Here is a 20758-nt window from a genome sequence, read left to right as displayed (position 1 = left end):
ACGCGGTCCGGCCCATCTTTCTCCGCTCTGAGGAGAAGATCATGTCGCTGCTCCCGTGGAAGAAGAATCAACCTGCCAGCAACCTGATGACGCCGCCGACGCAGATGTCGCCGTTCCAGCAGGACATGCACCGCATGTTCGACCGCGTGTTCGGCCGCTTCCCGATCGGCCTCGAGCAGGTCGGCAACTATCCGATGCTGAGCGTCAGCGACTGCGGCGACAGCGTGATGGTGCGCGCCGAGGTCCCCGGCCTCGACGCCAAGGACGTCGAGCTCAGCGTCGAGGGCAACATCTTGACCCTGCGCGGCGAGAAGCGCGAGGAGATCCGCGACGAGAAGGAGAACTACTTCTACCACGAGCGCAGCTTCGGCTCGTTCATCCGCCGCATCGAGCTGCCGTGCTACGTCGACTCGAACGCCGCCGACGCCCACCTCGAGAAGGGCGTGCTCACCCTCAAGATGCCGAAGCTGGCCGGCGAGAGCTGCCGGACCATCAAGATCCAGGACAGCTGAACCCTTGGACTGGTCCCCGAGGGCATGCGCGAGGCGCCATGCCCGAAGGGACATGTCCTTTTCCGATCAGCCGATCTGGACCTCGGTGAAGTACTCGCGCGTGACCAGGTGCGACTTGCTGTCGACCATGAACACGTGGGCGCGGCCGACGTGGCCGTCGAAGTCGACCAGCAGCCACACCTCGATCGCCCAGTGCTTGCTCTGGGCCAGGCACGGCGGGGTCCAGCCGATCACCACCGGCGGGCCGAGATTGTCGTGGCTGCGCTCCCGCATCGAGCGCTCGTAGCTGGGGCTCGCGCGCACGGCCGCGACCGCCTCGCGGGCGACCGACTGGTGGACGCCCTTGCGCCAGTCGCTGAAGAACCGCAGGTCGCCGACCTCGTGGTTGCCGGGCCGCAGCACGGCGACGTACGACTCGCTGGCGTCGACGTCCGCGTAGTCGGGCACGTCAAACTCCGGGTAGAGGTTGCCGGAGTCGATCTCGCGGTCGCGGGACTTGAGCGCGCTCTCGATCGCCCCGGCCTCGCGGTCGGTGTACGAGAGGTACAGCCGCAGCACCGCCGCGTCGCTCGGCAGGCGGTGGTCCCAGTCGAGCACCGCGTGGCACTGGGCGTAACGCCGGTCGCCGAACGCGACCAGCTCGGGCAGCGAGGCGGCCAGGCGGCGGCGCTGGTCGGGGTCGGGGCCAGGCCCTGTTGGGCCAGGCGGACGTGGACTTTCAGGCGCTGGAGCACCGCGGCGCGGACGAGGGCTGGGTCGTCGGGTTTGCTCATGCGGTCCCTTCCGACCCGGTGGGTCGAGCAGCAGTACGAGCGGAGGACCCGGACCCGTCGGTCGCGAGCGCGTCGCGGAGGGCGGTGATGAGCGCGGTGATGGGCGCCTGCTTGAGCTTGAGGCTGGCCGGGTGCACGATGAGCCGGCTTGTCACGTACAGGATGGTCTCGACCTCCCGCAAGTTATTTTGCCGGAGCGTCTCGCCGCTCTCCACCAGATCGACGATCTGTTCCGCCAGGCCGGTGATGGGCCCGAGTTCGACCGACCCGAACAGGGGGATGATCTCGGGCTGGATCCCCTTGGAGCGATAATGGTTCAGGGTCAGGCGGGGGTACTTCGTGGCCACCCGGAGGGCCATGCCGCGGCGGAGCGGGGTCGGGCGCGCGGCGGGCTCCGCGACGACCAGCCGGCAGGCGCCGATGCCGAGGTCCAGGGGCTCGTAGAGGTCGCGGGCCTCCTCGCCGAGGGTGTCGGCCCCGGCGATGCCGACGTCGGCCACGCCGTGCTCGACGTAGGTCGGCACGTCGACCGGCTTGACCAGGAGCACGCGCGCGCCGCCGGGCCGCTCCGGCCGGGCGGGCAGCTCGAACAGCAGCCGGCGGTCGTGTTCGCCCTCCCACACCCCGGCGAGGTCGATCCCGACCCGGCGCAGCAGCGGCAGGGCCTGCTTGAGGATCCGGCCCTTGGGGAGGGCGAGGGTGAGGCCGTCAGCTCGGGGCGCCATGGTACCTGCGGATCTTGGCGCCGACCTTGCGCAGGCGCTTCTCGATGGTCTCGTAGCCGCGGTCGAGGTGGTAGACCCGGCGGATCTCGGTCTTGCCCTCGGCGACCAGCCCGGCCAGGACCAGGCAGGCGCTGGCGCGCAGGTCGGTGGCCATGACGATCGAGCCGGTGTAGCGGGCCTTGCCGCGGATCACGGCGACGTTGCCGTTGACGTGGATGTCTGCGCCCAGGCGGCACAGCTCGGGCACGTGCATGAAGCGGTTCTCGAAGATCGTCTCGGTGATCACGCTCTGGCCGCGCGCGAGCGTCGCCAGGACCATCATCTGCGCCTGCATGTCGGTGGGGAAGCCGGGGTGCGGGCGGGTGACGAGGTCGATGGGAGCGAGCTCGTCCGGGCCGATCACGCGCAGGCCGCCGGGTTCGACCCGGCACTCGGCGCCGGCCTCCTCGAGCTTGGCGATGACCGCGTGCATGTGGGCAGACGGGGCATCGAGGAGCAGGAGGTCGCCCCCCGTGATCGCCGCCGCGATGGCGAAGGTCCCGGCCTCGATGCGGTCGGGGAGGATCGCGTGGTCGATCCCCTGCAGGTTGTCGACGCCTTCGATCTCGATCGTCGACGAGCCGGCGCCGGCGATCTTGGCGCCCATCTTGCCGAGGACGATCGCCAGCTCCTGCACTTCGGGCTCGCGCGCGGCGTTCTCGAGCACCGTGGTGCCCTTGGCCATCGACGCGGCCATCATCACGTTCTGCGTGCCGCCGACGGTGGCCATGTCGAAGTTGATGCGGGCGCCCTTGAGGCGCTTGGCCTTGACCTCGACGTAGCCGTGGGACATGCGGATCTTGGCGCCGAGGGCCTCGAAGCCGCGCAAATGTTGGTCGATGGGCCGGGCCCCGATCGCGCAGCCGCCGGGCAGCGACACGCGGGCGAAGCCGTGGCGGCCGAGCAGCGGGCCCATCACCGTGACCGAGGCGCGCATGGTCTTGACCAGCTCGTAGGGCGCCTCTTTCGGTCCGTCCTGGACCCCGGTCGGGTCGATCATCAGGGTGCGGTCGCCCTCGACGGCGCAGCCGAGGCCGACCAGCAGCTGGTTCATCGTCTGCACGTCGGACAGGCGGGGGACGTGGCGGAACGTGGTGGGGCCGTCGCCGAGGAGGGCGGCGCACTGGAGCGGGAGGGCGGCGTTCTTGGCCCCGAGGACCTGCAGCTCGCCTTGGAGACGTGCCCCGCCGTGGATGACGATCTTGTCCATGGGCCCCTAACGCTTGCGGTGAGTCGCGCGTTCCAGCGCGGCCGTGAGGGCGGCGCGCTCGTCGACGACGGCCTGCGGCGCGGACCAGCCGGCCGCGACCAGTCCTCCGGGACAGGTGTCGACCGCGTCGATCACGACGTGGCGCTCGATCCCGGTGAAGTTGTGGTGGACGAACACCTCGGCGCGCAGCGGGCGGCCGTGCGCGACGTCGACGAGCACGGTGCGCTCGCTCCACACGCCCTTGTCGAGCGGCTGGCCGTCGCTCCAAAACCCGGCGAGCTGGGCCACCGTCGTGACCTCGCCGCCGGCGCCGGAGAGCGTGTAGAGGCCGTCGAGGCGCTCGCGCCACGACATCGTCGCGCACGGGCGCTCGTGGGCCGCGGCCCCGCCGGCGCCGTTGTCGGGGTCGACGCAGGCCGAGCGGTTGCAGCGGCCCTCGACCCGGGCGCCGCGCCAGACCTCGCCGACGCGGACGCGCCGGCCGAGCGCTGCGGGAACGCCAGCGCCAGCGCGTCCTCGACCGGGTCCCACGAGCGCTCGTAGCAGGCCGCGTCGGGCGCGGCCGGGCCGACCAGCTCGGCCGAGGCGGCCCACTCGCGCAGCAGCTCGCGGCCGGACGACTTGGGCCCGCGGAACATCAGCTGGCCGGCGAACGGCATGTCCTTCGGGACAGGTCCGATCGACCCTTGCTCATCAGGCATGTCCTTCTCGCCATGCGCGGACCGCATGCCCCAGCCGAGGACCAGGAGCGACTGGCTGTGCTCCTCCTGGGAGTGGAGGAATTCCGCGAGGCCGGGCGGGAAGGTCTCGTCGATGCGGACGCGGTAGGCGAGGGGGCAGTCCGGGCGCGGGGCGTGCCAGGCCAGGTGGGCGACGGCGTTGGGGGCGTCGGTCAACACCAGGCCGTCGTAATCGGCGGACAGGTCGACGGGGGTGGCGTCGTCGGCGGGGGCGCAGGCGAGGGCGGCGGCGAGGGTCGCGGGCAGCGCGCGGAGGCCGACGCGGTGGGGCAGGCGCGAGCGCATGCTTCAGGGGACCAGGAATTGGCCCAGGCGGCGCTGGATCTCGCCGTCCGGCATGCCGGCGGTGTCCTCGTCCATGGCGTTCAGCTCGTCGACGATGGCGGCGACCTCGGCGCGGGCGGCCTCCTTGCGATCGTCACCGACGAACCCGTGGAATACCGTCTCGCCTGCGGCCGCGCGGGCGATCTCTTTGCCCCGGTTGTGCTCGTCCAGGTCCGTGAAGAAAACGAAATGGAAGGCGCGATTATAGTCGGACTCGCGGTAGATCTCGAACATCGTCTTGTTGTCCGAGGCGTGACTGACCTTGGCGACCATCGCGGCGAACCATGCCAGACGCGGCCCGGAAGCAAAAGCCGGCGGGGCGTGACCTTGGCCGGCGCGTCCGTTCGCAGGCGGTCCGGCGCGGCCGCCCGGTGCGGGTTCTGCGACCCCGTGGCAGGGCACGGCGGGCGGGGCCGTGTGCATCAGCCCGGCGCGCAGGCTCGTCCGCTCGTGCGGTTGACACCCCTCGCACCGCTCGGTATCCCTTTGCCCGCCAGGACGGAAGTTTCAGCCGGAATTGCTTCCCGGACCCCCACGCCCGAGAGTTCGCCGGCCCTACCGTCCCGCACGCACGCCAGGTACCCACGGCCCTCCAGGCCAGACTGCTCTGAGACTCGCCCCACGGCCTTCCTGGCCACTCGCCTCACGGCCTTCCTGGCCACTCGCTTCACGGCCCTCCTGGCCACTCGCTTCACGGCCTTCCTGGCCTGAACCTCGCTCCCCGGCCCTCCTGGCCTGAACCTTGTCTCCCCCGGCCGAACGGCCTCGAGAAACACCGCCTCCCCGGAGTCGCCCCTCATGCGCGCCATGTTCTCCCGCATCCAACCCCACCTGCTCGCTCTCGGTTTGGGCTTTGTCGCGCTCGGCAGCGCGGCCTGCAAGCCGCCGGTCTACCCGGCCTGCAAGAAGGACAAGCACTGCAACGTCGACCTCGACGAGAAGTGCGTCGACAAGCAGTGCCAGAACTGCAAGACCGACGCCGACTGCGCCACCAAGGGGCCGAACGGGACGCCGTGGAAGTGCGCTGATTTCCGCTGCCAGGACCCGGCGCTGGCGGGCGCCGGCGGCGGCGGCGAGGGTGTGGAGCGCCCTGCCAGCAGACGATCGAGTGCACCAACAACCTCGTGTGCAAGGCCGGCGCCTGCGCCCCTTGCTCGGAGGACTTCGACTGCCAGCCGGGCACGTGCGACATCGGCACGGGCCGCTGCAGCGCGCCGGGCTCGGGCGGCACGGGCGGCTGCCAGACCGACGACCAGTGCGCGATGGACGAGATCTGCAACGCGGGCACCTGCGAGTTCTCGGGCAACTTCGGCGGCGGCACCAACCCGTGCCCGGATGTCCCGAAGATCTACTTCGGGTTCGACAACCCGAACCCCGAGCCGGCCGACCAGGAGAAGCTCAAGGCGCTGGCCGAGTGCCTCAAGAGCAACCAGGCCCAGCTCATCCTCGAGGCGCACGCCGACTCGCGCGGCACCGAGGAGTACAACATCATGCTCACCGACAAGCGCGGCGTGACGGTCAAGGAGTTCCTGCAGAACCTCGGCATCGACCCCTCGCGCATGACCGTCGTGTCGAAGGGCGACCTCGAGGCGACCGGCACCGACGACTCGGGCATGAAGGAAGACCGCCGCGTCGACTTCATCTACCAGTGACGACCACCGTCCCGCACGGGACCTGAAGGACTCCATGCTTCATCTGCGCCGCCGACTCCTCGGCGGCCTCGGTCGCCCAGGGGCGGTCGCGAGCGCGCTCGCGGCCGCTCTCGTCGCGCCAGGCTGCCTCACCCTCAAGGCCGAGCACGACGACCTCGCCAAGAAGGTCGACAAGATCGAGACCCAGACCATCGACCGCAGCAAGGAGCTCGACGAGAAGGTCGTCGAGGCCGACAAGAAGCTGGCCGAGCTGCAGGCCAAGCTCGACCAGGCCGAGTCGCTGCTGCGCGGCAGCCAGGCCGGCATCGGCGTGCGCATGGACGTCGTCGAGCAGGACACCCAGCAGCTGCGCGGCGCGGCCGAGAACGCCGAGCTGGTCGCGTCGTCGACCCAGCAGGCGCTGCTCGAGCTGCGCGCCGACATCGACGAGCGCCTCAAGAAGCTCGAGGAGAAGCTCAACGAGGCGACCAGCATCCCCGAGGGCAAGGACGAGCTGTGGGCCGAGGCCGACCGCCGGCTGCAGCGCAAGGACTTCAAGCAGGCCCGCACCCTGTTCCGCACCTTCATCTCGCGCTACCCCGGCGACCCCAAGCTGCCGGACGCCGACTTCAAGGTGGGCCTCACGTTCTACAGCGAGCGCGACTACAAGAGCGCGCTCGGCATCTTCTACAAGATCATCCAGGACCACGCCGACGCGCCGGTCGTCAGCGACGCGCTCTACTACTCGGGCCTCGGGTTCGCCAAGCTCGGCCAGTGCAAGAACGCGATCGCCTACTTCGAGGCGCTGAACCGGCCCAAGTCGACCGCGCCGGCGCAGTACCAGAAGGCGGCGAAGGACCAGATCGAGCTGCTGAAGAAGGACAACGGCGAGCTCTGCTTCGACCGCGAGGACGCCGGAGCCGGCGCCGCCGCCAAGCAGGGCGTGCAGGAGACGCAGAAGCCGGCGGCCAGGAGCCGGCGCCCGCGCCGGCGAAGAGCACCAAGAAGAAGTGATCAAGTACCTCGGCTCGAAGCGGCTGCTGATCCCGGAGATCTTGCGGGTCATCCGCAGCCTGCCGGAGGTCCGGACGGTGATCGACCTGTTCTCCGGGACATCCCGGGTCGGACACGCGCTCAAGGCCGCCGGCTACCGCGTCCTCGCCAACGACCACAACACCTACGCGGAGACGCTGGCACGCTGCTACGTGCAGGCGGACCGCGAGGACGTGCTCGAGGACGCCCGCCGCCTGGTCGCCGAGCTCAACGCGCTGCCCGGCGCGCCCGGCTACGTCACCCGCACGTTCTGCGAGGAGGCCCGCTTCTTCCAGCCGAAGAACGGCGCCCGCATCGACGCCATCCGCCGCGCGATCGCCGACAAGAGCCTGCCCCCGAGCTCGAGGCGGTGCTCCTCGTCGCCCTCATCGAGGCCGCCGACCGCGTCGACTCGACCACCGGCGTGCAGATGGCCTACCTGAAGTCGTGGGCCGCCCGCGCCCACGGCGACCTCGAGCTGCGTGTCCCCGAGGTCCTGTCCCGCGCGACATGGGGAAAAGGCCAGGCGCACGGGCTCGACGCGCTCGCGGCCGCGGCGGCGCTCGAGGCCGACCTCGCCTACCTCGACCCGCCCTACAATCAACACTCGTACCTCGGCAACTACCACGTGTGGGAGACGATCGTCCGCGGCGACGCGCCCGAGGCCTACGGGGTCGCGCGCAAGCGGGTCGACTGCCAGGAGCGCCGCAGCCCCTTCAACGCCCGCACGAAGATCCGCGCCAGCATGGAGGCGCTGATCGACGCCGTGCGCGCGCCGCTCCTGGTGGTGTCGTTCAGCGACGAGGGCTACCTGAGCCGCCCCGAGCTCGAGGCCCTGCTGGCCCGCCGCGGCCCGGTGCGCGTGCTGTCGTTCGACTACAAGCGCTACGTGGGCGCCCAGATCGGCATCTACAGCCCGCGCGGCGAGAAGGTCGGCCGCGTCAGCCACCTGCGCAACACCGAGATGTTGTACGTGGTCGGCGAGGGCCGCCACGCCGACGCGGTGGCGGCGCTGCCCGAGCGCTGAGCGGCTGTCCCCGGGGACAGCCGCGAGCGACGAGCGCGCCGCCCTGAGGCGACGCGCTCGCTTGGACCTGTCCCGAAGGTCAGGTGATCACAGGCAGCCGCTGCGGACGTCGAGGAGGCCGCGCAGCTCCTCGCCCGGCTCGCCCTCGCTCTCCGGCATCCACTTCTTCGGGTCGTCGACGAACGGGATCTTGGTGCAGCCGCCGCTCTCGACGGTGACGTTGAAGCCGGCGCCCGAGGGGGCCGCCTCGCTCGGGTAGTTGAACTCGGCGGAGGGCGAGTACTCGTCCTCGGTGTTCATCGTGCAGTTGGCGCCGTTGCAGGCCGAGATCTGCGGCTTGCAGTCGTGCGGCTTCATCACCTCGGTGTTCTTCAGGGTGGTGTTCAGCCACACCGTCTCGGGGATGTCGACCGTGATGTTGGCGGCCCACGGCTGGGGCGCGCGCACGATGAGCTGGCCGAACAGGCTGCCGTCGCCGCACTGGCAGTCCTTGGACCAGGCGCCGTCGGGGAAGGTCTCGCAGTTCTCGATGCCGGCGGGCGGACACGCGGGCGCCGGGGTCAGCTCGCGGCACATCTTGATCTTGGCCCAGCCGGCCTCCATCGCCACGTCGCCGTGCGTGCACAGGTTGTCGATCGTGATGTTGCCGCGGCGCGGGTACGACTGCTCGGTGATGTTGTCCTCGGTGCTGACGAACAGCTTGCCGCGGTAGCCGGTCGGCAGGTGGACGCGGAAGTCCATGCCGGAGCGCTCGGGCTGCGACTTGCCGTCGTAGTAGACGAAGATCCCGCAGTTGTCCTTCCAGGTGTCCTTGGTGCAGTCGTTGGCGTCCGGCTGGGAGTCCGGCCGGGACGGGTTGCCCGAGCTGACGAAGGCCCACAGCGACAGCTTGCCGAACGTGTTGTCCCGGTCGATCTCGTCGCCGAACACGTACTTGCGGGTCTCGACGGTGATCGTCTCCTCGGGGTGGTCGAACAGGACCTCGATGCTGCCGCGGTTGGCGTAGTTCTCGTCGAACTCCTTGCGGCCGATCGTCAGCGTCGTGATCCGGGCGTCGCCGCTCAGCGGGAACGGCAGCGCGTCGACCTCCTTCTTCCACTCGCCGACCTGCGGCTTGCGCTCGCCCGCGTCGCCGGTGTCGCCTTCGGTGTTGGCGGTGCCGTTGTCGCCGCAGGCACCGGCGGCGAGCGCGGTGACGAGGAGGGCAGGGGTCAGGTGTTTCATGGTCATGGTCCGGAGTGGCCTCGCGCGAGGGTGAGAGAGCAGGATACCCAGCCGTGAGCGTGTCGACAACGTCACGACGGCTCTGCCTGAGACGGGTCCGAAGCCGGTCGGGTTTCACGGCGCGCCGGGCGACCTCGCCGCGCGCGCGACGGGGACTTGACCTGTGGCCGCGGGCGAGCCATGCAGGCATTCAGGCCGTATGTCCGCCCCGAAGCCCGCATCCCCGTTCTTGAGGCCCAGTCGCAGCTCGACCTCCCGCGCCTCGAGCAGGAGATCCTCCAATTTTGGCGCGCCGGGGACATCGAGGGCAAGAGTTTGCGCACCACCACGCGCGCAGACGGCTCGGGGCGACCCGCGTTCGTGTTCTACGATGGCCCGCCGTTCGCCACCGGGCTTCCTCACTACGGCCACCTCCTGGCCGGCACGATCAAGGACATCGTGCCGCGGTTCTGGTTCATGCGCGGCCGGAGCGTCGAGCGCCGGTTCGGCTGGGACTGTCACGGCCTGCCGATCGAGAGCCTCGTCGAGAACGAGCTCGGCCTCCACGGCAAGGCGGACATCGAGCGCTACGGCGTGCCCCAGTTCAACGCGGCCTGCCGCGCAGGCGTCCTCCGCTTCACCAGCGAATGGGAGAAGGTCGTCGGTCGCATGGGCCGGTGGGTCGACTTCCGCGACGACTACAAGACCATGGACTTCACGTTCATGGAGTCCGTCTGGTGGTGCTTCGGCCAGCTGTGGGACAAAGGCCTCATCTACGAGGGCTATCGCGTCCAGCCGGTGTCGCCGGCGCTGGGCACTCCGCTGTCCAACTTCGAGGTCGCCCAGGGCCCGCAAGAGAAGGACCCGGTGACCCGCAAGGAGGGCCACAAGCGCCGTCAGGACCCGAGCCTCACCGTGCGCTTCCGCCTCGAAGACGAGGACGCGAACCTGTGGGCGTGGACCACGACCCCCTGGACGCTGCCGAGCAACCTGGCGCTCGCGGTCCATCCCGACATCGACTACGTCAAGGTGCGCGTGGTCGACACCGGCGAGGTCGCGTACCTCGAGCCCGGCCGGCTCGCCGACTACCAGCAGCGCGGCCGCGTCGGCGCCACGGAAGAGCTCGCTCGCCTCAAGGGCAAGGACCTGGTCGGTCGGCCCTACGCGCCGCTCTTGCCGTTCTTCGCCGAGCTGCGCGAGCGGCCCGACGGCACGCGCTGGTGCTTCAAGGTGCTCGGCGCGACCTACGTGTCGACCGACAGCGGCACCGGCATCGTCCACCAGGCCCCCGCGTTCGGCGAGGACGACTACCAGGTCGGCCAGGCCAACGGCCTGCCGGTGGTCTGCCCGGTCAACCTCTCGGGCATCTTCGACGACCGCGTCGGCGAGTTCTCCGGCACCTTCGTCAAGGACGCCGACAAGCCGATCGTCGACCGCCTCAAGCGCGAGCACAAGGTCGTCGACCAGGACACGATCGTCCACCCGTACCCGCACTGCTACCGCACCGAGCAACCGCTGATCTACATGGCGCTGTCGACGTGGTTCATGCGCGTCGAGACGCTGCGCGACGAGCTGGTCGCCAACAACAAGAAGATCCAGTGGGTCCCCGAGCACGTCGGCAGCGGCCGGTTCGGCAACTGGCTGGAGAACGCCCGTGACTGGAACCTCAGCCGCAACCGCTACTGGGGCACGCCGCTGCCGGTGTGGCGCAACGACCGTGACCCTTCGGACATGGTCTGCATCCACAGCGTGGCCGAGCTCGAGCGCCTCGCCGGCCTCGCCGCCGGCAGCCTCGCCGACCTCCACCGCGAGAACGTCGACGGCATCACCTGGCCCGCGCCCGGCGGCGGCACGTACCGCCGGATCGCCGAGGTCTTCGACTGCTGGTTCGAGTCGGGCAGCATGCCCTACTCGCAGAACCACTATCCGTTCGACGCCGACAAGAAGGCCTACGTCGAGGACAACCTGCCGGCCGACTTCATCGCCGAGGGCCTCGACCAGACGCGCGGGTGGTTCTACACGCTGCACGTGCTGTCGACCGCGCTGTTCGGCCGGCCGGCGTTCAAGAACGTGATCGTCAACGGGCTGATCCTCGCCGCCGACGGCAAGAAGATGTCGAAGCGGCTGAAGAACTACCCCGACCCGGCCAAGGTGATCGACAGCTTCGGCGCCGACGCGCTGCGGGCCTACCTCATCAACAGCGCGGTGGTCCGCGGCGAGCCGATGAAGTTCGGCAAGGACGTCAACGACCTCACCGGCGAGTGCGTGAAGGAGACGGTGCGCCTGGCGATCCTGCCGCTGTGGAGCGCCTACTACTTCCTCACCACCTACGCGCTGGCTGACGGCTGGACGCCGACCGCCGACGACCTCGGGCCGCAGGCGCTGGAGCACCCGCTCGACCGCTGGATCACCTCGCGCGTCGGCGGCTTCCTCACCAACCTCACCCGCGAGTACGAGGCCTACGAGCTGTCGAACCTGGTGCCGCACTTCCTCGAGATCTGCGACGACCTCAACAACTGGTACATCCGCCGCGGCCGGCGCCGCTACTGGCGCGCCAACAACCCGGCCGACGTCGACAAGCAGCGCGCCTACGCGACGCTGTACCGCGCGCTGGTGACGATCGCGCGGGCGATGGCGCCGGTGATGCCGTTCTTCACCGAGCACCTGTACCAGAAGCTGGTGGTCGATCCGGGGCTCGCGGCGCCGGGCGAGGAGAGCGTCCACTTCACGCGCTTCCCGGAGGCCGACGTGTGGGCGCGCGACGAGGCGCTCGAGCGCGAGGTCGCGGCCCAGCGCCAGGTCGTCGGCCTCGGCCTCGGCCTGCGCGAGCGCGAGCGCATCAACGTGCGCCGGCCGCTGGCGCGGCTGACGATCGTCCACGAGCGCCCGGAGGAGCTGGCGCGCTTCGCCGACCCTGCCGTGCAAGAGGAGCTCAAGGGCGAGCTCAACGTCGAGGAGATCGCGGCGTCGGCCGACGACAGCGCGCTGGTCGAGCTCAGCGCCAAGGCCAACTTCAAGACCCTGGGCAAGCGCCTCGGCGGCAAGATGAAGGCGGTCGCGGCTGCGGTCCAGGCCCTCGACCAGGCGGCCCTGCGTCGCTTCCTCGCCGAGGGCCGCGTCGAGGTCGAGGGCGAGTCGCTCGGCGTCGACGACGTCCTGCTCACCCGCACGCCGCGCCCGGGCCTGGTGGTCGCGCACGAGGCGGGGGTGACGGTGGTGCTCGACACGACCCAGACGCCCGCGCTGCGCCGCAAGGGCCTGGCCCGCGAGCTGACCAAGCGCGTGCAGGACCTGCGCCGCGACCACGAGCTCGACATGAACGAGCGGATCGTCGTGACCTTCCGCTGCGGCGGCAAGCTGGCCGCCGCCCTCGCCGACGCCGCCCACGCCGCGGAGATCCGCAGCGAGACCCGCGCCGACGCGCTGCAGGTCGTGGCGCCCGGGACGGCGCTGGCAGGGGAGCATGTCCTCGAGGACACGATCGACGACGAGCAGGTGGCCATCACGCTGACGAAGGCGTGACGGTGAGCGCGGAGCGGCCTGGCCGAAAGGCCAGGTCGTCCGCGTCGAGCGTCGGGCGAGCGGCGGCGGTTACGGCACTGCCCGAAGCGCGAGGCGCCGGAATCGACCGGCGTGCGAGCGCGGCAGGGACGGAGGCTCTGGGCGCGAGTCGGTTCCTCCGCCGGGCCGCCGGGGCCAGAGTCGGCTATGTCGGCCGCGTAGCGCCGACGATTACTCGTCACGCGGGGGCAGCGCGGACGCTCGTCGCGTGCCGAAATCATTCGATCGCAACCGGCGGTCGGCGGCGCCGGGAGCGACCTGGTTGAAGGTCAGGTCACCCGCTACGCAAGGCTGCCAGCTCGGCCCGCAGGCGCTCGAGCTCGGCCTGCGCCGAATCGGCGCGCTCGGCTTCTGCAGCGGCGCGGGCGGCCTCGGAGGCGGCGCGCTCCGCTGCTGTAGCGGCACGGGCGGCCTCGGATGCGGCGCGCTCCGCTTCGGCGACCGCACGGCCGGCTTCGGCGTCGGCGCGGGCGGCCTCGGCGGCGGCGCGTTCGGCGTCGACGGCGGCGCGCTCGCTGGCCTGGGCGATGCGCTCCTGCGCGGTCGGCCACAGCGATTCGCCCTTGGGGCCGAGGCCGAGGCGAAGTTCATCGTGGGCGCCGCGGACGAGCCACAGATCGTACGAGACGAGCTGGATGCGGTCGCCGATGTTCGGCCGGCGGACGAGTTGCCCGCGTTCGTCGCGCACGAAGTGCGCGAACAGCTCGCGCTTGCGACGCGTGAGGTGGACGGGATCGTAGCGGACCAACTCGCGGACCCCGAGGTCCTGATAGCGCTCGAGGAGGCGGTCGCTGTAGTCCTTTTGTACTCGTCGGACACGATCTCCAGCGCCAGGGTCGGCGCCTTGCCGTCGTGTTCCCAGGTCTTCCAGTTCTCGACCTCGGTCAGGTGGAGCGAGACGCCGTCGATCGCGTAGACGTCCGGCGCGACCACCGATCGCGGATCCCCCTGCTTGTAATAGAAGAACTGGTTGGCGCCGACGAACACATCGCGCTCGAGGGCCGTGAAGTAGTCCACGAGCAAGTCGAGCAGGAGGTGGCGCACGACCGTTTGGAGGCTGCTCTGACCCGCGTCGTCGCTGACCGGGTAGAAAACGTCGGGCGGCTCGCGCGGCAGGTCCGATTCGGGGGCCATGGCCCTTTATTTGGCACACGACCGCGCTGCACGCGACGGCCTTGCGCCGGCGGCCCGGTCCTGGCATGGCAATGACCGGGCGAGCCGAGCGCTGCCCTTCTTCGACGCCATGAACGCCCCCAAGATCTCCACCAAGCCGCCGAGCGGTATGCGTGACTTCCTGCCCGCCGACATCGCCCGGCGGCAGCACGTCATCGACGTGGTCCGCCGGATCTACGGCAGCTACGGGTTCGTCCCGCTCGAGACCCCCGCGATCGAGAACCTCAGCACCTTGCTGGGCAAATACGGCGAGGAGGGCGACCAGCTGCTGTACCGCCTGCTGCACCGGCGGGACGCGCTGCACCGCGGGCTCGAGGCGGGGCCAAGCTCGTCGCGGGCTTGTCGGAAGACGAGCGGGAGGCGGCCGGCGAGGACGCGAACCGCGAGGCGCGGGCCGACGTGCGGCTCTACGAGAGCCAGCTGTCCGACCAGGGCCTGCGCTACGACCTCACCGTGCCGCTGGCTCGCGTGGCCGCGCAGTACGACCTCCCCAAATATTTCAAACGCTACCAGATCCAGCCGGTGTGGCGCGCCGACCGGCCGGGCAAGGGCCGGTTCCGCGAGTTCTACCAGTGCGACGTCGACGTCACCGGCACGAGCAGCCTCGTCGCCGAGGCGGAGGTGTGCGGCGCGGTCGCGGAGGTCCTGCACGCGCTCGGCTTCACGGACTTCAAGATCCGCATCAACCACCGCCAGCTGCTGCGGGCCATGATGCACCACGCCGGCATCGACGTCGCCCACGAGGCGGCGGCGCTGGTGGCGATCGACAAGCTCGACAAGGTCGGCCACGGCGGCGTGCTCGAGGAGCTGGCGACCCGCGGGATCAGCACCGAGGCGGCCAACAAGCTGATGATGCTCGTGCTCACCGCCGACGGCGAGCAGCTGTTCGGCTTCGACCTCAATCAGATCGCCGAGGGGCCGAAGACGCCGATCAAGCGGGTGCGCAAGCAGATCACCGACGAGCTCGGGCTCAAGGCGCTGGCCGAGCTCGAGGAGCTGTTCGACCTGCTGGCGGCGACGCCGGCCGGGCCGCACATCCAGCTCAGCCTCGACCTCGCGCGTGGCCTCGGCTACTACACCGGCTCGATCTTCGAGATCGCGGTGCCCGACCTCGCCGGCAGCCTCGGCGGCGGCGGCCGCTACGACAACCTCGTCGGCATGTTCGGCAAGAAGCAGGTGCCGGCGGTCGGCTTCTCCCTCGGCCTCGAGCGGATCCTCGTGGTCATGGAGGAGCGCGGGATGTTCCCCAACCTGTCCATCGGGCCAGACGTGCTGCTGTGCTGGATGGAGGGCACGTCGCGCGTCGAGGCGCTGCGCGTGGCCCACTCGCTGCGCCGCCAGGGCGTCAAGGTCGAGGTGTTCCCCGAGGAGGCCAAGCTCGGCAAGCAGCTGCAGTACGCCGACGCGCCGGGCGTGAAGGCGCCCGTGGCGGCGATCGTCGGCGGCGAGGAGCTCAAGGCCGGGCAGGTCACGCTCAAGCACCTGGCGAGCGGCTCGCAGGAGCGCGTCGCGCTCGAGGGCGCGGGCGAGGCGGTGCGCGCACTGCTGCGCCAGTGATTCGGTGAGACGCGAGGCGGCGCGCGAGGACGACGAGTCCGCTGCGGGCGCCGCGCACTTCGACGCCAGACACCTGCGGGGGGCCATCGCGGGCGCCGTCGCGGGCAGAGCGAGCGTGCCGCCGGCGGTGCTAGGATCGTACGCGCATGAGCGAGACCACGGGCCTGGGCGGCACGATCCTCGTCATCGACGACGAGCGCAACATCCGTCGCACGCTCCGCATGGTGCTCGAGGGCGAGGGCGCGACGGTGCTCGACGCCGACAGCGCGGAGGAGGGCCTGGAGATGATCCAGCGCGCCCTCGTGGAGGGGCCCGAGGGGCAGCGGCCGATCCAGGTGGTCATGGTCGACGTCCGCCTGCCCAACATGTCGGGCCTGCAGCTGTTGGAGAAGTTGTGCGAGATCGGCGGCGGCACCCCGCCGCTGCCGGTCATCCTCATCAGCGGCCACGCCACCGTCACCGACGCCGTGCGGGCGACGCGGCTCGGCGCCTTCGACTTCTTCGAGAAGCCGCTCGCGCGCGACCGCGTGATCGTCAGCGTGCGCAACGCGCTGAGGCACTACCAGACCGAGGCCGAGCTGCGCAGCCTGCGAGCGCGGGCGCGGCGGGAGATCATCGGCGAGTCGCGGCCGATGCAGGAGCTGCTGCGCCAGGTGATCAAGGTCGGCGGCACGCGGGCGCGGGTGCTGATCGAGGGCGAGAGCGGGACCGGCAAGGAGCTGGTGGCACGGGCGATCCACGACGCCAGCGAGCGGCGGGCCGCGGCGTTCGTGAAGGTCAACTGCGCCGCGATCCCGCGCGAGCTGATCGAGAGCGAGCTGTTCGGTCACGAGCGCGGGGCGTTCACCGGCGCGACCGGGCAGAAGCGCGGCCTGTTCGAGCTGGCCCACGGCGGCACCCTGTTCCTCGACGAGATCGGCGACATGGACCTCAACGCGCAGGCCAAGGTGCTGCGCGTGCTGCAGAGCGGCGAGCTGATGCGCGTCGGCGGCGAGCGGCCGATCAAGGTCGACGTGCGCGTGCTGGCGGCGACCCACCGCAACCTGCGCGAGCTCGTGGGCACGGGCGAGTTCCGCGAGGACCTGTACTTCCGCCTCGCGGTGGTGCCGATCTCGGTGCCGCCGCTGCGCGAGCGCCCCGGCGACGTCGCGCTGCTGTGCCGCTACTACCTCGACCTCGCCTGCCACGAGAACGGCATCGCGCCCAAGCGGATGTCGCCGGCGGCCCAGGCCACGCTCGAGACGTATCCGTGGCCGGGCAACGTCCGCGAGCTGCGCAACGTGATGGAGCGGATCGCAATCCTGTCCGACGGCGACATCGAGCTCGGCGACGTGCCGCTGGAGATCCGCGGCGACCCGGAAGAGGAGGCCGGGGCGCCGGTCGGCGGCGACGCGGTGGTGCAGTTCGGCGAGGAGCTGTCCCTCCGGGCATGTCCCTCAAGGCCTTCCGCGACTCGGTCGAGCGCGCGTTCATCCTCCAGCGGCTGAGCGAGCTGAATTGGAACGTATCGAAGACGGCCGAGACCCTCGACGTCGAGCGCACGCATCTCCATAAAAAAATGAAACTTCTGGGGATCGCCCGCGGCGGGTGACGCCGTTGGCGTGCAGCGGACGGGCTGCTACGCTCGGCCGTATGCATTCTTCTTCTTATTTGTCGTTACCCCTCGCAGTCTTGTTCGCCAACCTGCTGGCCGGTTGCGGCGACTCCATCGGCAATTGCAAGGGCTCGCAGTACACGCAGGAGGTCGAGCTGACCCCCGAGGAGTGGTCCGAGTTTCAGCGAAACAATCCCAGCGGGCCGCCCGACCCGAACGGCACGACGACCGGCCCGGATGCGGTGACGACCGGCGCGAGCACGACGGACGCGAGTACGACGGACGCGAGCACGACGGACGCGAGCACGACGGACGCCGGCACGACGGACGCGAGCACCGGCACGACGGATGCGGGCGCGAGCACGACGGACGCGACCGGGGGCGAGGCGCTGTCCGAGGCCGAGGCCTGCGCGCTGGTCTGCAAGTATCGAGTCGACGAGTTCGAACAGCCGCTCGACTGCGAGGTCACTCAGGAGGCGACGAAGGTGATCGTCGCCTGCACGCTCCCGGCCTACTGCGAGGGCCGCCGCCACGCCTGCGTGACGTCGCGGGGCGAGCGGGCCGAGGCCGAGCCGGCGGGGGCCTGGCTGGCGCGCGCGGCTCACGACGAGGCGGCCTCGGTGCACGCGTTCCGCTCGCTCGCGCGCGAGCTGGCCGCCTGGGGCGCGCCGGCCGAGCTGCTCGCGCGCATCGACGCCGCCGTGGCCGACGAGGTGCGGCACGCCGAGGTCGTGGCGAACGCGGCCCGGGCCCGCGGGGCCGAGGTCACGCCGCCGACGCACGTGGCCCTGGCGGTGCGCGAGCTGCTCGCCATCGCAGTCGAGAACGCGGTCGAGGGCTGCGTGCGCGAGACGTGGGCGGCGTTGTCGGCCGCGCATCAGGCCCGCTTCGCCGCCGAGCCCGCGCTGCGCACGATGTACGAGGAGATCGCCGCCGACGAGGCGCGTCACGCCGAGCTGGCGTGGGCGATCGACGCCTGGCTCATGGGACAGCTCGACGCGGCCGGCCGGGCCGCGGTGGCGAGCGCCCGCCGGGCGGCGATCGCCGAGCTGCAGGCTTCGCTGGGCCTGCTCGAGGAGCCGGCCCTGCGCGTCCTCGGCCTGCCGCCGGCCGCCACCGCCGTCCGCCTGTGCGGCGAGCTCGACGCGGCGCTGTGGTCCCGCGCGGCCTGAGGCGGCGACCGCCTGCCTCGCGCGAGCTCCGAACCCGAGAGCGGCGCCGCTCGAGGCGACCGTCGCTCCTCGCGCGAGCTCCGAAGTTCGAGAGCGGCGACGCTCGGGGCGACCGTCGCTCCTCGCGCGAGATCCGAAGTTCGAGAGCGGCGACGGCGGCGCCGCTCGGGGCGACCGTCGCTCCTCGCGCGAGCTCCGAAGTTCGAGAGCGGCGACGCTCGGGGCGACCGTCGCTCCTCGCTCGGGCTTGCGCTCGCGGGCGTCGAGCTCCTCCGTCGCGGCGCCCGGCGCGAGCAGGCGACCTGCGCCGGAGGACTTCGCTCCCGGCGCGAGCGGGCGAGCGGGCGGAGGCCCCCGTCACGAGCCGCGTCCTCCGACCCCAGGGACATGCTCTCGAGAGCATGTTCCATGGGACATGCTGCAAGAGGCATGCTTTTCAGAGCATGCCCAAAGGGTCAGATGGCGAACTCGACCCGCAGGCGGTGGCCGGCGAAGGTCGAGCCGTCGAGGGCCCGGCGGGCGCCGTGGGCGGCGGCCTCGTCGGCGAAGGTGACGTAGGCGATGACGAGCTCGCGGCGGGGGATCAGGCGGACGTCGTCGATGACGCCGAATTGGGCCCAGGCTTCGCGCAGCGCTTCGGGGAGGCCGAGGGGGGCAAGCCTCCGACGTAGAGCGTGCGGGTCTTGGGCGCGGGCATGAGTCAGGGCGGGGATCTGCGCGAGCGGGACAGCTCGCGGAGGTTGCCGCGGTGCCGGACCCAGATGAGCGCGGCGATCGCAACGACCAACCCTTTGTAGGCCGGCGGCGCGTCGGTGATCAAGATGTGCAGCGCCGCGGCGTTGACGGCCGTGAGCGAGCCGATCGCGGACACGCGGGTGAGGGCGAGGGTCTGCACGTAGATGACCGCGGCGATGAGCCCGGCGAGCGGCAGCAGGGCGGAGAAGACCCCGAGCGCGCAAGCGACACCCTTGCCGCCGCGGAACCCGAGATAGACGGGGAAGATGTGGCCGAGGGTCGCCGCCAGACCGACCCAGGCGAGTGCCGACGGCGCGTCCGGCAGGTCGCCGAGGCCGGACTCCATGGCCATGCGGACCGGCAGGTAGGCCTTGAAGACGTCGAGCGCGAACACGACGAGGCCCCACTTGGCGCCGAGCACCCGCGAGGCATTGGTCGCGCCGATGTTGCCGGAGCCGAGCTGCCGGATGTCGACCCCGCGCAAATATCCGACCACCACGCCCATCGGGATCGCAGCGATGAGGTAGGCGAAGAGACACCACCCGAGGACGCTCAGAGCCATGACGCGCCCAGCATATCCGCTCTCCGCCGCGCCGTCCGGGACCCTGGCGCCGTGCCGAAGGCGGCGCGCAGATCGTGCTGAAGACCCTCGCGCCCGGCCGCGGCGCCCGCTAACCGCGGGCGCGCCTGGCGGCCTCGCCGTCGGCGTCAGCGCGAAGCTCAGGTCCGTCCAGGCGCCCGGTACCTGCGGGCGTGCGGCCTGGCGAGTCTCGCCGTCGGCGTCAGCCCGAGGGCGCAGGTCCGTCCAGGCGCCTGGTAACTGTGGGTGTGTGCTGGCCGGTCTCGCCGTCGGCGTCAGCCCGAGGGCGCAGGTCCGTCCAGGCGCCTGGTAACTGTGGGTGTGTGCTGGCCGGTCTCGCCGTCGGCGTCAGCCCGAGGGCGCAGGTCCGTCCAGGCGCCTGGTAACTGTGGTGTGTGCTGGCCGGTCTCGCCGTCGGCGTCAGCCCGAGGGCGCAGGTTCGTCCGGCTCGGCGGCGGCCGGGGCGCGGGCGGCCTTCTCGTCGAGGCCGCTGCGGCCCATGCGGCGCGCGAGCTCGGCGGCGACGTCCGCGAGCGGGACATCGCGGTGGGCCAGGCCGACGAGGGCGTGGAACAGCAGGTCGGCGGCCTCGCGGGCGATGTGGCCGCGGTCGTCCTCGGCCAGCGCCTCGGCCAGCTCGCCGGCCTCCTCGTGCAGCTTGGCGGCGATCTTCGCCACCCCGCCGGCGAGGAGGTCGCGGACGTAGCTCTTGCCGGCGCGGTTCGTCATCCCGCGCCCGGCCTTGCGCTCGCAGATCTCGGCGAACAGCTGCTCGAACACCGCGCTCGGCCGCGCCGCCGCCGGCTCGCCGACCGGGCGGAAGAAGCAGCTCGGCGCGCCGGTGTGGCAGGTCGGCCCGCGCGGCGCGGCCCGGACCAGCAGCGCGTCGGCGTCGCAGTCGACGGCGAGCCCGCGCAGCTCGAGGGTGTGCCCCGAGGTCTCGCCCTTCTCCCACAGCTGCCGGCGGCTGCGGCTCCAGAACGTCACGCGCCCGCTCGCCAGCGTGCGCGCCAGCGCCTCGGCGTTCATGTGGCCGAGCATCAGCACCTCGCCGGTGTCCACGTGCTGGACCACCGCCGCGACCAGGCCGTCGGGGCCGGGCGTCAGCGTCGACCACAGGGCGGCGGGGTCTGTCGGGAGGGACATGTCCGGAGGGCCAGGAACGTCGGG

Annotated in this window: 19 protein-coding genes and 1 pseudogene; 10 read left to right on the top strand and 10 right to left on the bottom strand. The window is 71.2% G+C overall.

The annotated features are described in order from the left end of the window. The first annotated feature begins 41 nt into the window (after positions 1-41). Positions 42-512, top strand: a complete 471-nt coding sequence (locus OV079_RS33285; RefSeq protein WP_267773263.1) for an Hsp20/alpha crystallin family protein — start codon at positions 42-44, stop codon at positions 510-512. Positions 513-578: 66 nt separating this feature from the next. Here OV079_RS33285 and OV079_RS33280 read toward each other — a convergent pair whose 3' ends face one another. The 5 genes from OV079_RS33280 to OV079_RS33260 all read right to left on the bottom strand — a co-directional run bounded on the left by OV079_RS33280 (position 579) and on the right by OV079_RS33260 (position 4596). Further along, a complete protein-coding gene (locus tag OV079_RS33280; RefSeq protein ID WP_267773262.1) occupies positions 579-1109 on the bottom strand; it encodes a hypothetical protein in 531 nt (176 codons plus the stop codon). 172 nt (positions 1110-1281) lie between these two features. Further along, entirely contained in the window at positions 1282-2010 is a 729-nt protein-coding gene (gene hisG, locus OV079_RS33275; protein WP_267773261.1) for an ATP phosphoribosyltransferase, read from the bottom strand. Further along, positions 1994-3259: a UDP-N-acetylglucosamine 1-carboxyvinyltransferase gene (gene murA / locus OV079_RS33270; RefSeq protein WP_267773260.1), complete on the bottom strand. Its 1266-nt coding sequence runs from the start codon at positions 3257-3259 to the stop codon at positions 1994-1996. The genes hisG and murA overlap by 17 nt, the downstream gene beginning before the upstream one ends. A gap of 6 nt (positions 3260-3265) precedes the next feature. Continuing rightward, positions 3266-3790 (bottom strand): hypothetical protein, encoded by a 525-nt coding sequence (locus tag OV079_RS33265; RefSeq protein ID WP_267773259.1) that lies wholly within the window; start codon positions 3788-3790, stop codon positions 3266-3268. Positions 3791-4287: 497 nt separating this feature from the next. Further along, positions 4288-4596, bottom strand: coding sequence for a hypothetical protein (locus OV079_RS33260; RefSeq protein WP_267773257.1), 309 nt, complete (start codon positions 4594-4596; stop codon positions 4288-4290). Positions 4597-5447: 851 nt separating this feature from the next. On the opposite strand from OV079_RS33260, the gene OV079_RS33255 reads away from it, so the two are divergent. The 4 genes and pseudogenes from OV079_RS33255 to OV079_RS59000 all read left to right on the top strand — a co-directional run bounded on the left by OV079_RS33255 (position 5448) and on the right by OV079_RS59000 (position 8013). Next, entirely contained in the window at positions 5448-5975 is a 528-nt protein-coding gene (locus tag OV079_RS33255) for an OmpA family protein (RefSeq protein WP_267773254.1), read from the top strand. A gap of 34 nt (positions 5976-6009) precedes the next feature. Then, a pseudogene (locus OV079_RS59010) lies at positions 6010-6759 on the top strand (tetratricopeptide repeat protein); the annotation flags it as partial. A gap of 205 nt (positions 6760-6964) precedes the next feature. Continuing rightward, positions 6965-7429 (top strand): DNA adenine methylase, encoded by a 465-nt coding sequence (locus OV079_RS59005; RefSeq protein ID WP_420829560.1) that lies wholly within the window; start codon positions 6965-6967, stop codon positions 7427-7429. Then, entirely contained in the window at positions 7417-8013 is a 597-nt protein-coding gene (locus OV079_RS59000) for a DNA adenine methylase (protein ID WP_420829559.1), read from the top strand. The genes OV079_RS59005 and OV079_RS59000 overlap by 13 nt, the downstream gene beginning before the upstream one ends. An 87-nt stretch (positions 8014-8100) precedes the next feature. On the opposite strand, the gene OV079_RS33245 is transcribed toward OV079_RS59000, so the two are convergent. Further along, entirely contained in the window at positions 8101-9237 is a 1137-nt protein-coding gene (locus tag OV079_RS33245) for a hypothetical protein (protein ID WP_267773252.1), read from the bottom strand. A gap of 180 nt (positions 9238-9417) precedes the next feature. Between OV079_RS33245 and ileS the strand changes: the two genes are divergently transcribed. Then, a complete protein-coding gene (gene ileS / locus OV079_RS33240; RefSeq protein WP_267773251.1) occupies positions 9418-12738 on the top strand; it encodes an isoleucine--tRNA ligase in 3321 nt (1106 codons plus the stop codon). A 313-nt stretch (positions 12739-13051) separates the two neighbouring features. On the opposite strand, the gene OV079_RS33235 is transcribed toward ileS, so the two are convergent. Next, a complete protein-coding gene (locus tag OV079_RS33235) occupies positions 13052-13525 on the bottom strand; it encodes a hypothetical protein (protein ID WP_267773250.1) in 474 nt (157 codons plus the stop codon). Between the two features lie 764 nt (positions 13526-14289). Between OV079_RS33235 and hisS the strand changes: the two genes are divergently transcribed. The 4 genes from hisS to OV079_RS33215 all read left to right on the top strand — a co-directional run bounded on the left by hisS (position 14290) and on the right by OV079_RS33215 (position 18273). After that, on the top strand, positions 14290-15507 hold the full coding sequence (gene hisS / locus OV079_RS33230; RefSeq protein ID WP_267773249.1) for a histidine--tRNA ligase: 1218 nt from the start codon (positions 14290-14292) through the stop codon (positions 15505-15507). A gap of 146 nt (positions 15508-15653) precedes the next feature. Continuing rightward, positions 15654-16994: a sigma-54-dependent transcriptional regulator gene (locus OV079_RS33225; protein ID WP_267773246.1), complete on the top strand. Its 1341-nt coding sequence runs from the start codon at positions 15654-15656 to the stop codon at positions 16992-16994. Next, positions 16937-17098: a helix-turn-helix domain-containing protein gene (locus OV079_RS33220; RefSeq protein WP_267773244.1), complete on the top strand. Its 162-nt coding sequence runs from the start codon at positions 16937-16939 to the stop codon at positions 17096-17098. The genes OV079_RS33225 and OV079_RS33220 overlap by 58 nt, the downstream gene beginning before the upstream one ends. A gap of 80 nt (positions 17099-17178) precedes the next feature. Further along, positions 17179-18273, top strand: a complete 1095-nt coding sequence (locus OV079_RS33215; protein WP_267773242.1) for a ferritin-like domain-containing protein — start codon at positions 17179-17181, stop codon at positions 18271-18273. Between the two features lie 455 nt (positions 18274-18728). Here the strand turns inward: OV079_RS33215 and OV079_RS58995 are convergent, their stop codons facing one another. From OV079_RS58995 to hisIE, 3 genes are all read right to left on the bottom strand, one after another. Next, the gene (locus OV079_RS58995; protein ID WP_420829558.1) at positions 18729-18857 is read right to left on the bottom strand and encodes an RNA recognition motif domain-containing protein; all 129 of its coding nucleotides are present in this window, start codon (positions 18855-18857) and stop codon (positions 18729-18731) included. 116 nt (positions 18858-18973) lie between these two features. Then, a complete protein-coding gene (locus tag OV079_RS33205; protein WP_267773239.1) occupies positions 18974-19570 on the bottom strand; it encodes a glycerol-3-phosphate acyltransferase in 597 nt (198 codons plus the stop codon). 438 nt (positions 19571-20008) lie between these two features. Beyond that, on the bottom strand, positions 20009-20734 hold the full coding sequence (gene hisIE / locus OV079_RS33200) for a bifunctional phosphoribosyl-AMP cyclohydrolase/phosphoribosyl-ATP diphosphatase HisIE (RefSeq protein WP_267773237.1): 726 nt from the start codon (positions 20732-20734) through the stop codon (positions 20009-20011). Positions 20735-20758: the final 24 nt, after the last annotated feature.

The organism is Nannocystis pusilla (assembly GCF_026626665.1).
In the GTDB taxonomy this organism is placed as follows: domain Bacteria; phylum Myxococcota_A; class Polyangia; order Nannocystales; family Nannocystaceae; genus Nannocystis; species Nannocystis pusilla.
The sequence above is the reverse complement of the archived record's forward strand: the minus strand, read 5'-3'. Positions and strand labels throughout refer to the sequence as shown.

What these genes read in the sequence shown, in the direction of transcription:
- OV079_RS33205 (WP_267773239.1), bottom strand. Translation starts at nt 19,570, where the DNA reads ATGGCTCTGAGCGTCCTCGGGTGGTGTCTCTTCGCCTACCTCATCGCT.
- hisIE (WP_267773237.1), bottom strand. Translation starts at nt 20,734, where the DNA reads ATGTCCCTCCCGACAGACCCCGCCGCCCTGTGGTCGACGCTGACGCCC.
- murA (WP_267773260.1), bottom strand. Translation starts at nt 3,259, where the DNA reads ATGGACAAGATCGTCATCCACGGCGGGGCACGTCTCCAAGGCGAGCTG.
- OV079_RS33245 (WP_267773252.1), bottom strand. Translation starts at nt 9,237, where the DNA reads ATGAAACACCTGACCCCTGCCCTCCTCGTCACCGCGCTCGCCGCCGGT.
- OV079_RS33220 (WP_267773244.1), top strand. Translation starts at nt 16,937, where the DNA reads ATGTCCCTCAAGGCCTTCCGCGACTCGGTCGAGCGCGCGTTCATCCTC.
- OV079_RS33260 (WP_267773257.1), bottom strand. Translation starts at nt 4,596, where the DNA reads ATGGTCGCCAAGGTCAGTCACGCCTCGGACAACAAGACGATGTTCGAG.
- OV079_RS33285 (WP_267773263.1), top strand. Translation starts at nt 42, where the DNA reads ATGTCGCTGCTCCCGTGGAAGAAGAATCAACCTGCCAGCAACCTGATG.
- ileS (WP_267773251.1), top strand. Translation starts at nt 9,418, where the DNA reads ATGCAGGCATTCAGGCCGTATGTCCGCCCCGAAGCCCGCATCCCCGTT.
- OV079_RS33225 (WP_267773246.1), top strand. Translation starts at nt 15,654, where the DNA reads ATGAGCGAGACCACGGGCCTGGGCGGCACGATCCTCGTCATCGACGAC.
- hisG (WP_267773261.1), bottom strand. Translation starts at nt 2,010, where the DNA reads ATGGCGCCCCGAGCTGACGGCCTCACCCTCGCCCTCCCCAAGGGCCGG.
- OV079_RS59000 (WP_420829559.1), top strand. Translation starts at nt 7,417, where the DNA reads ATGGCCTACCTGAAGTCGTGGGCCGCCCGCGCCCACGGCGACCTCGAG.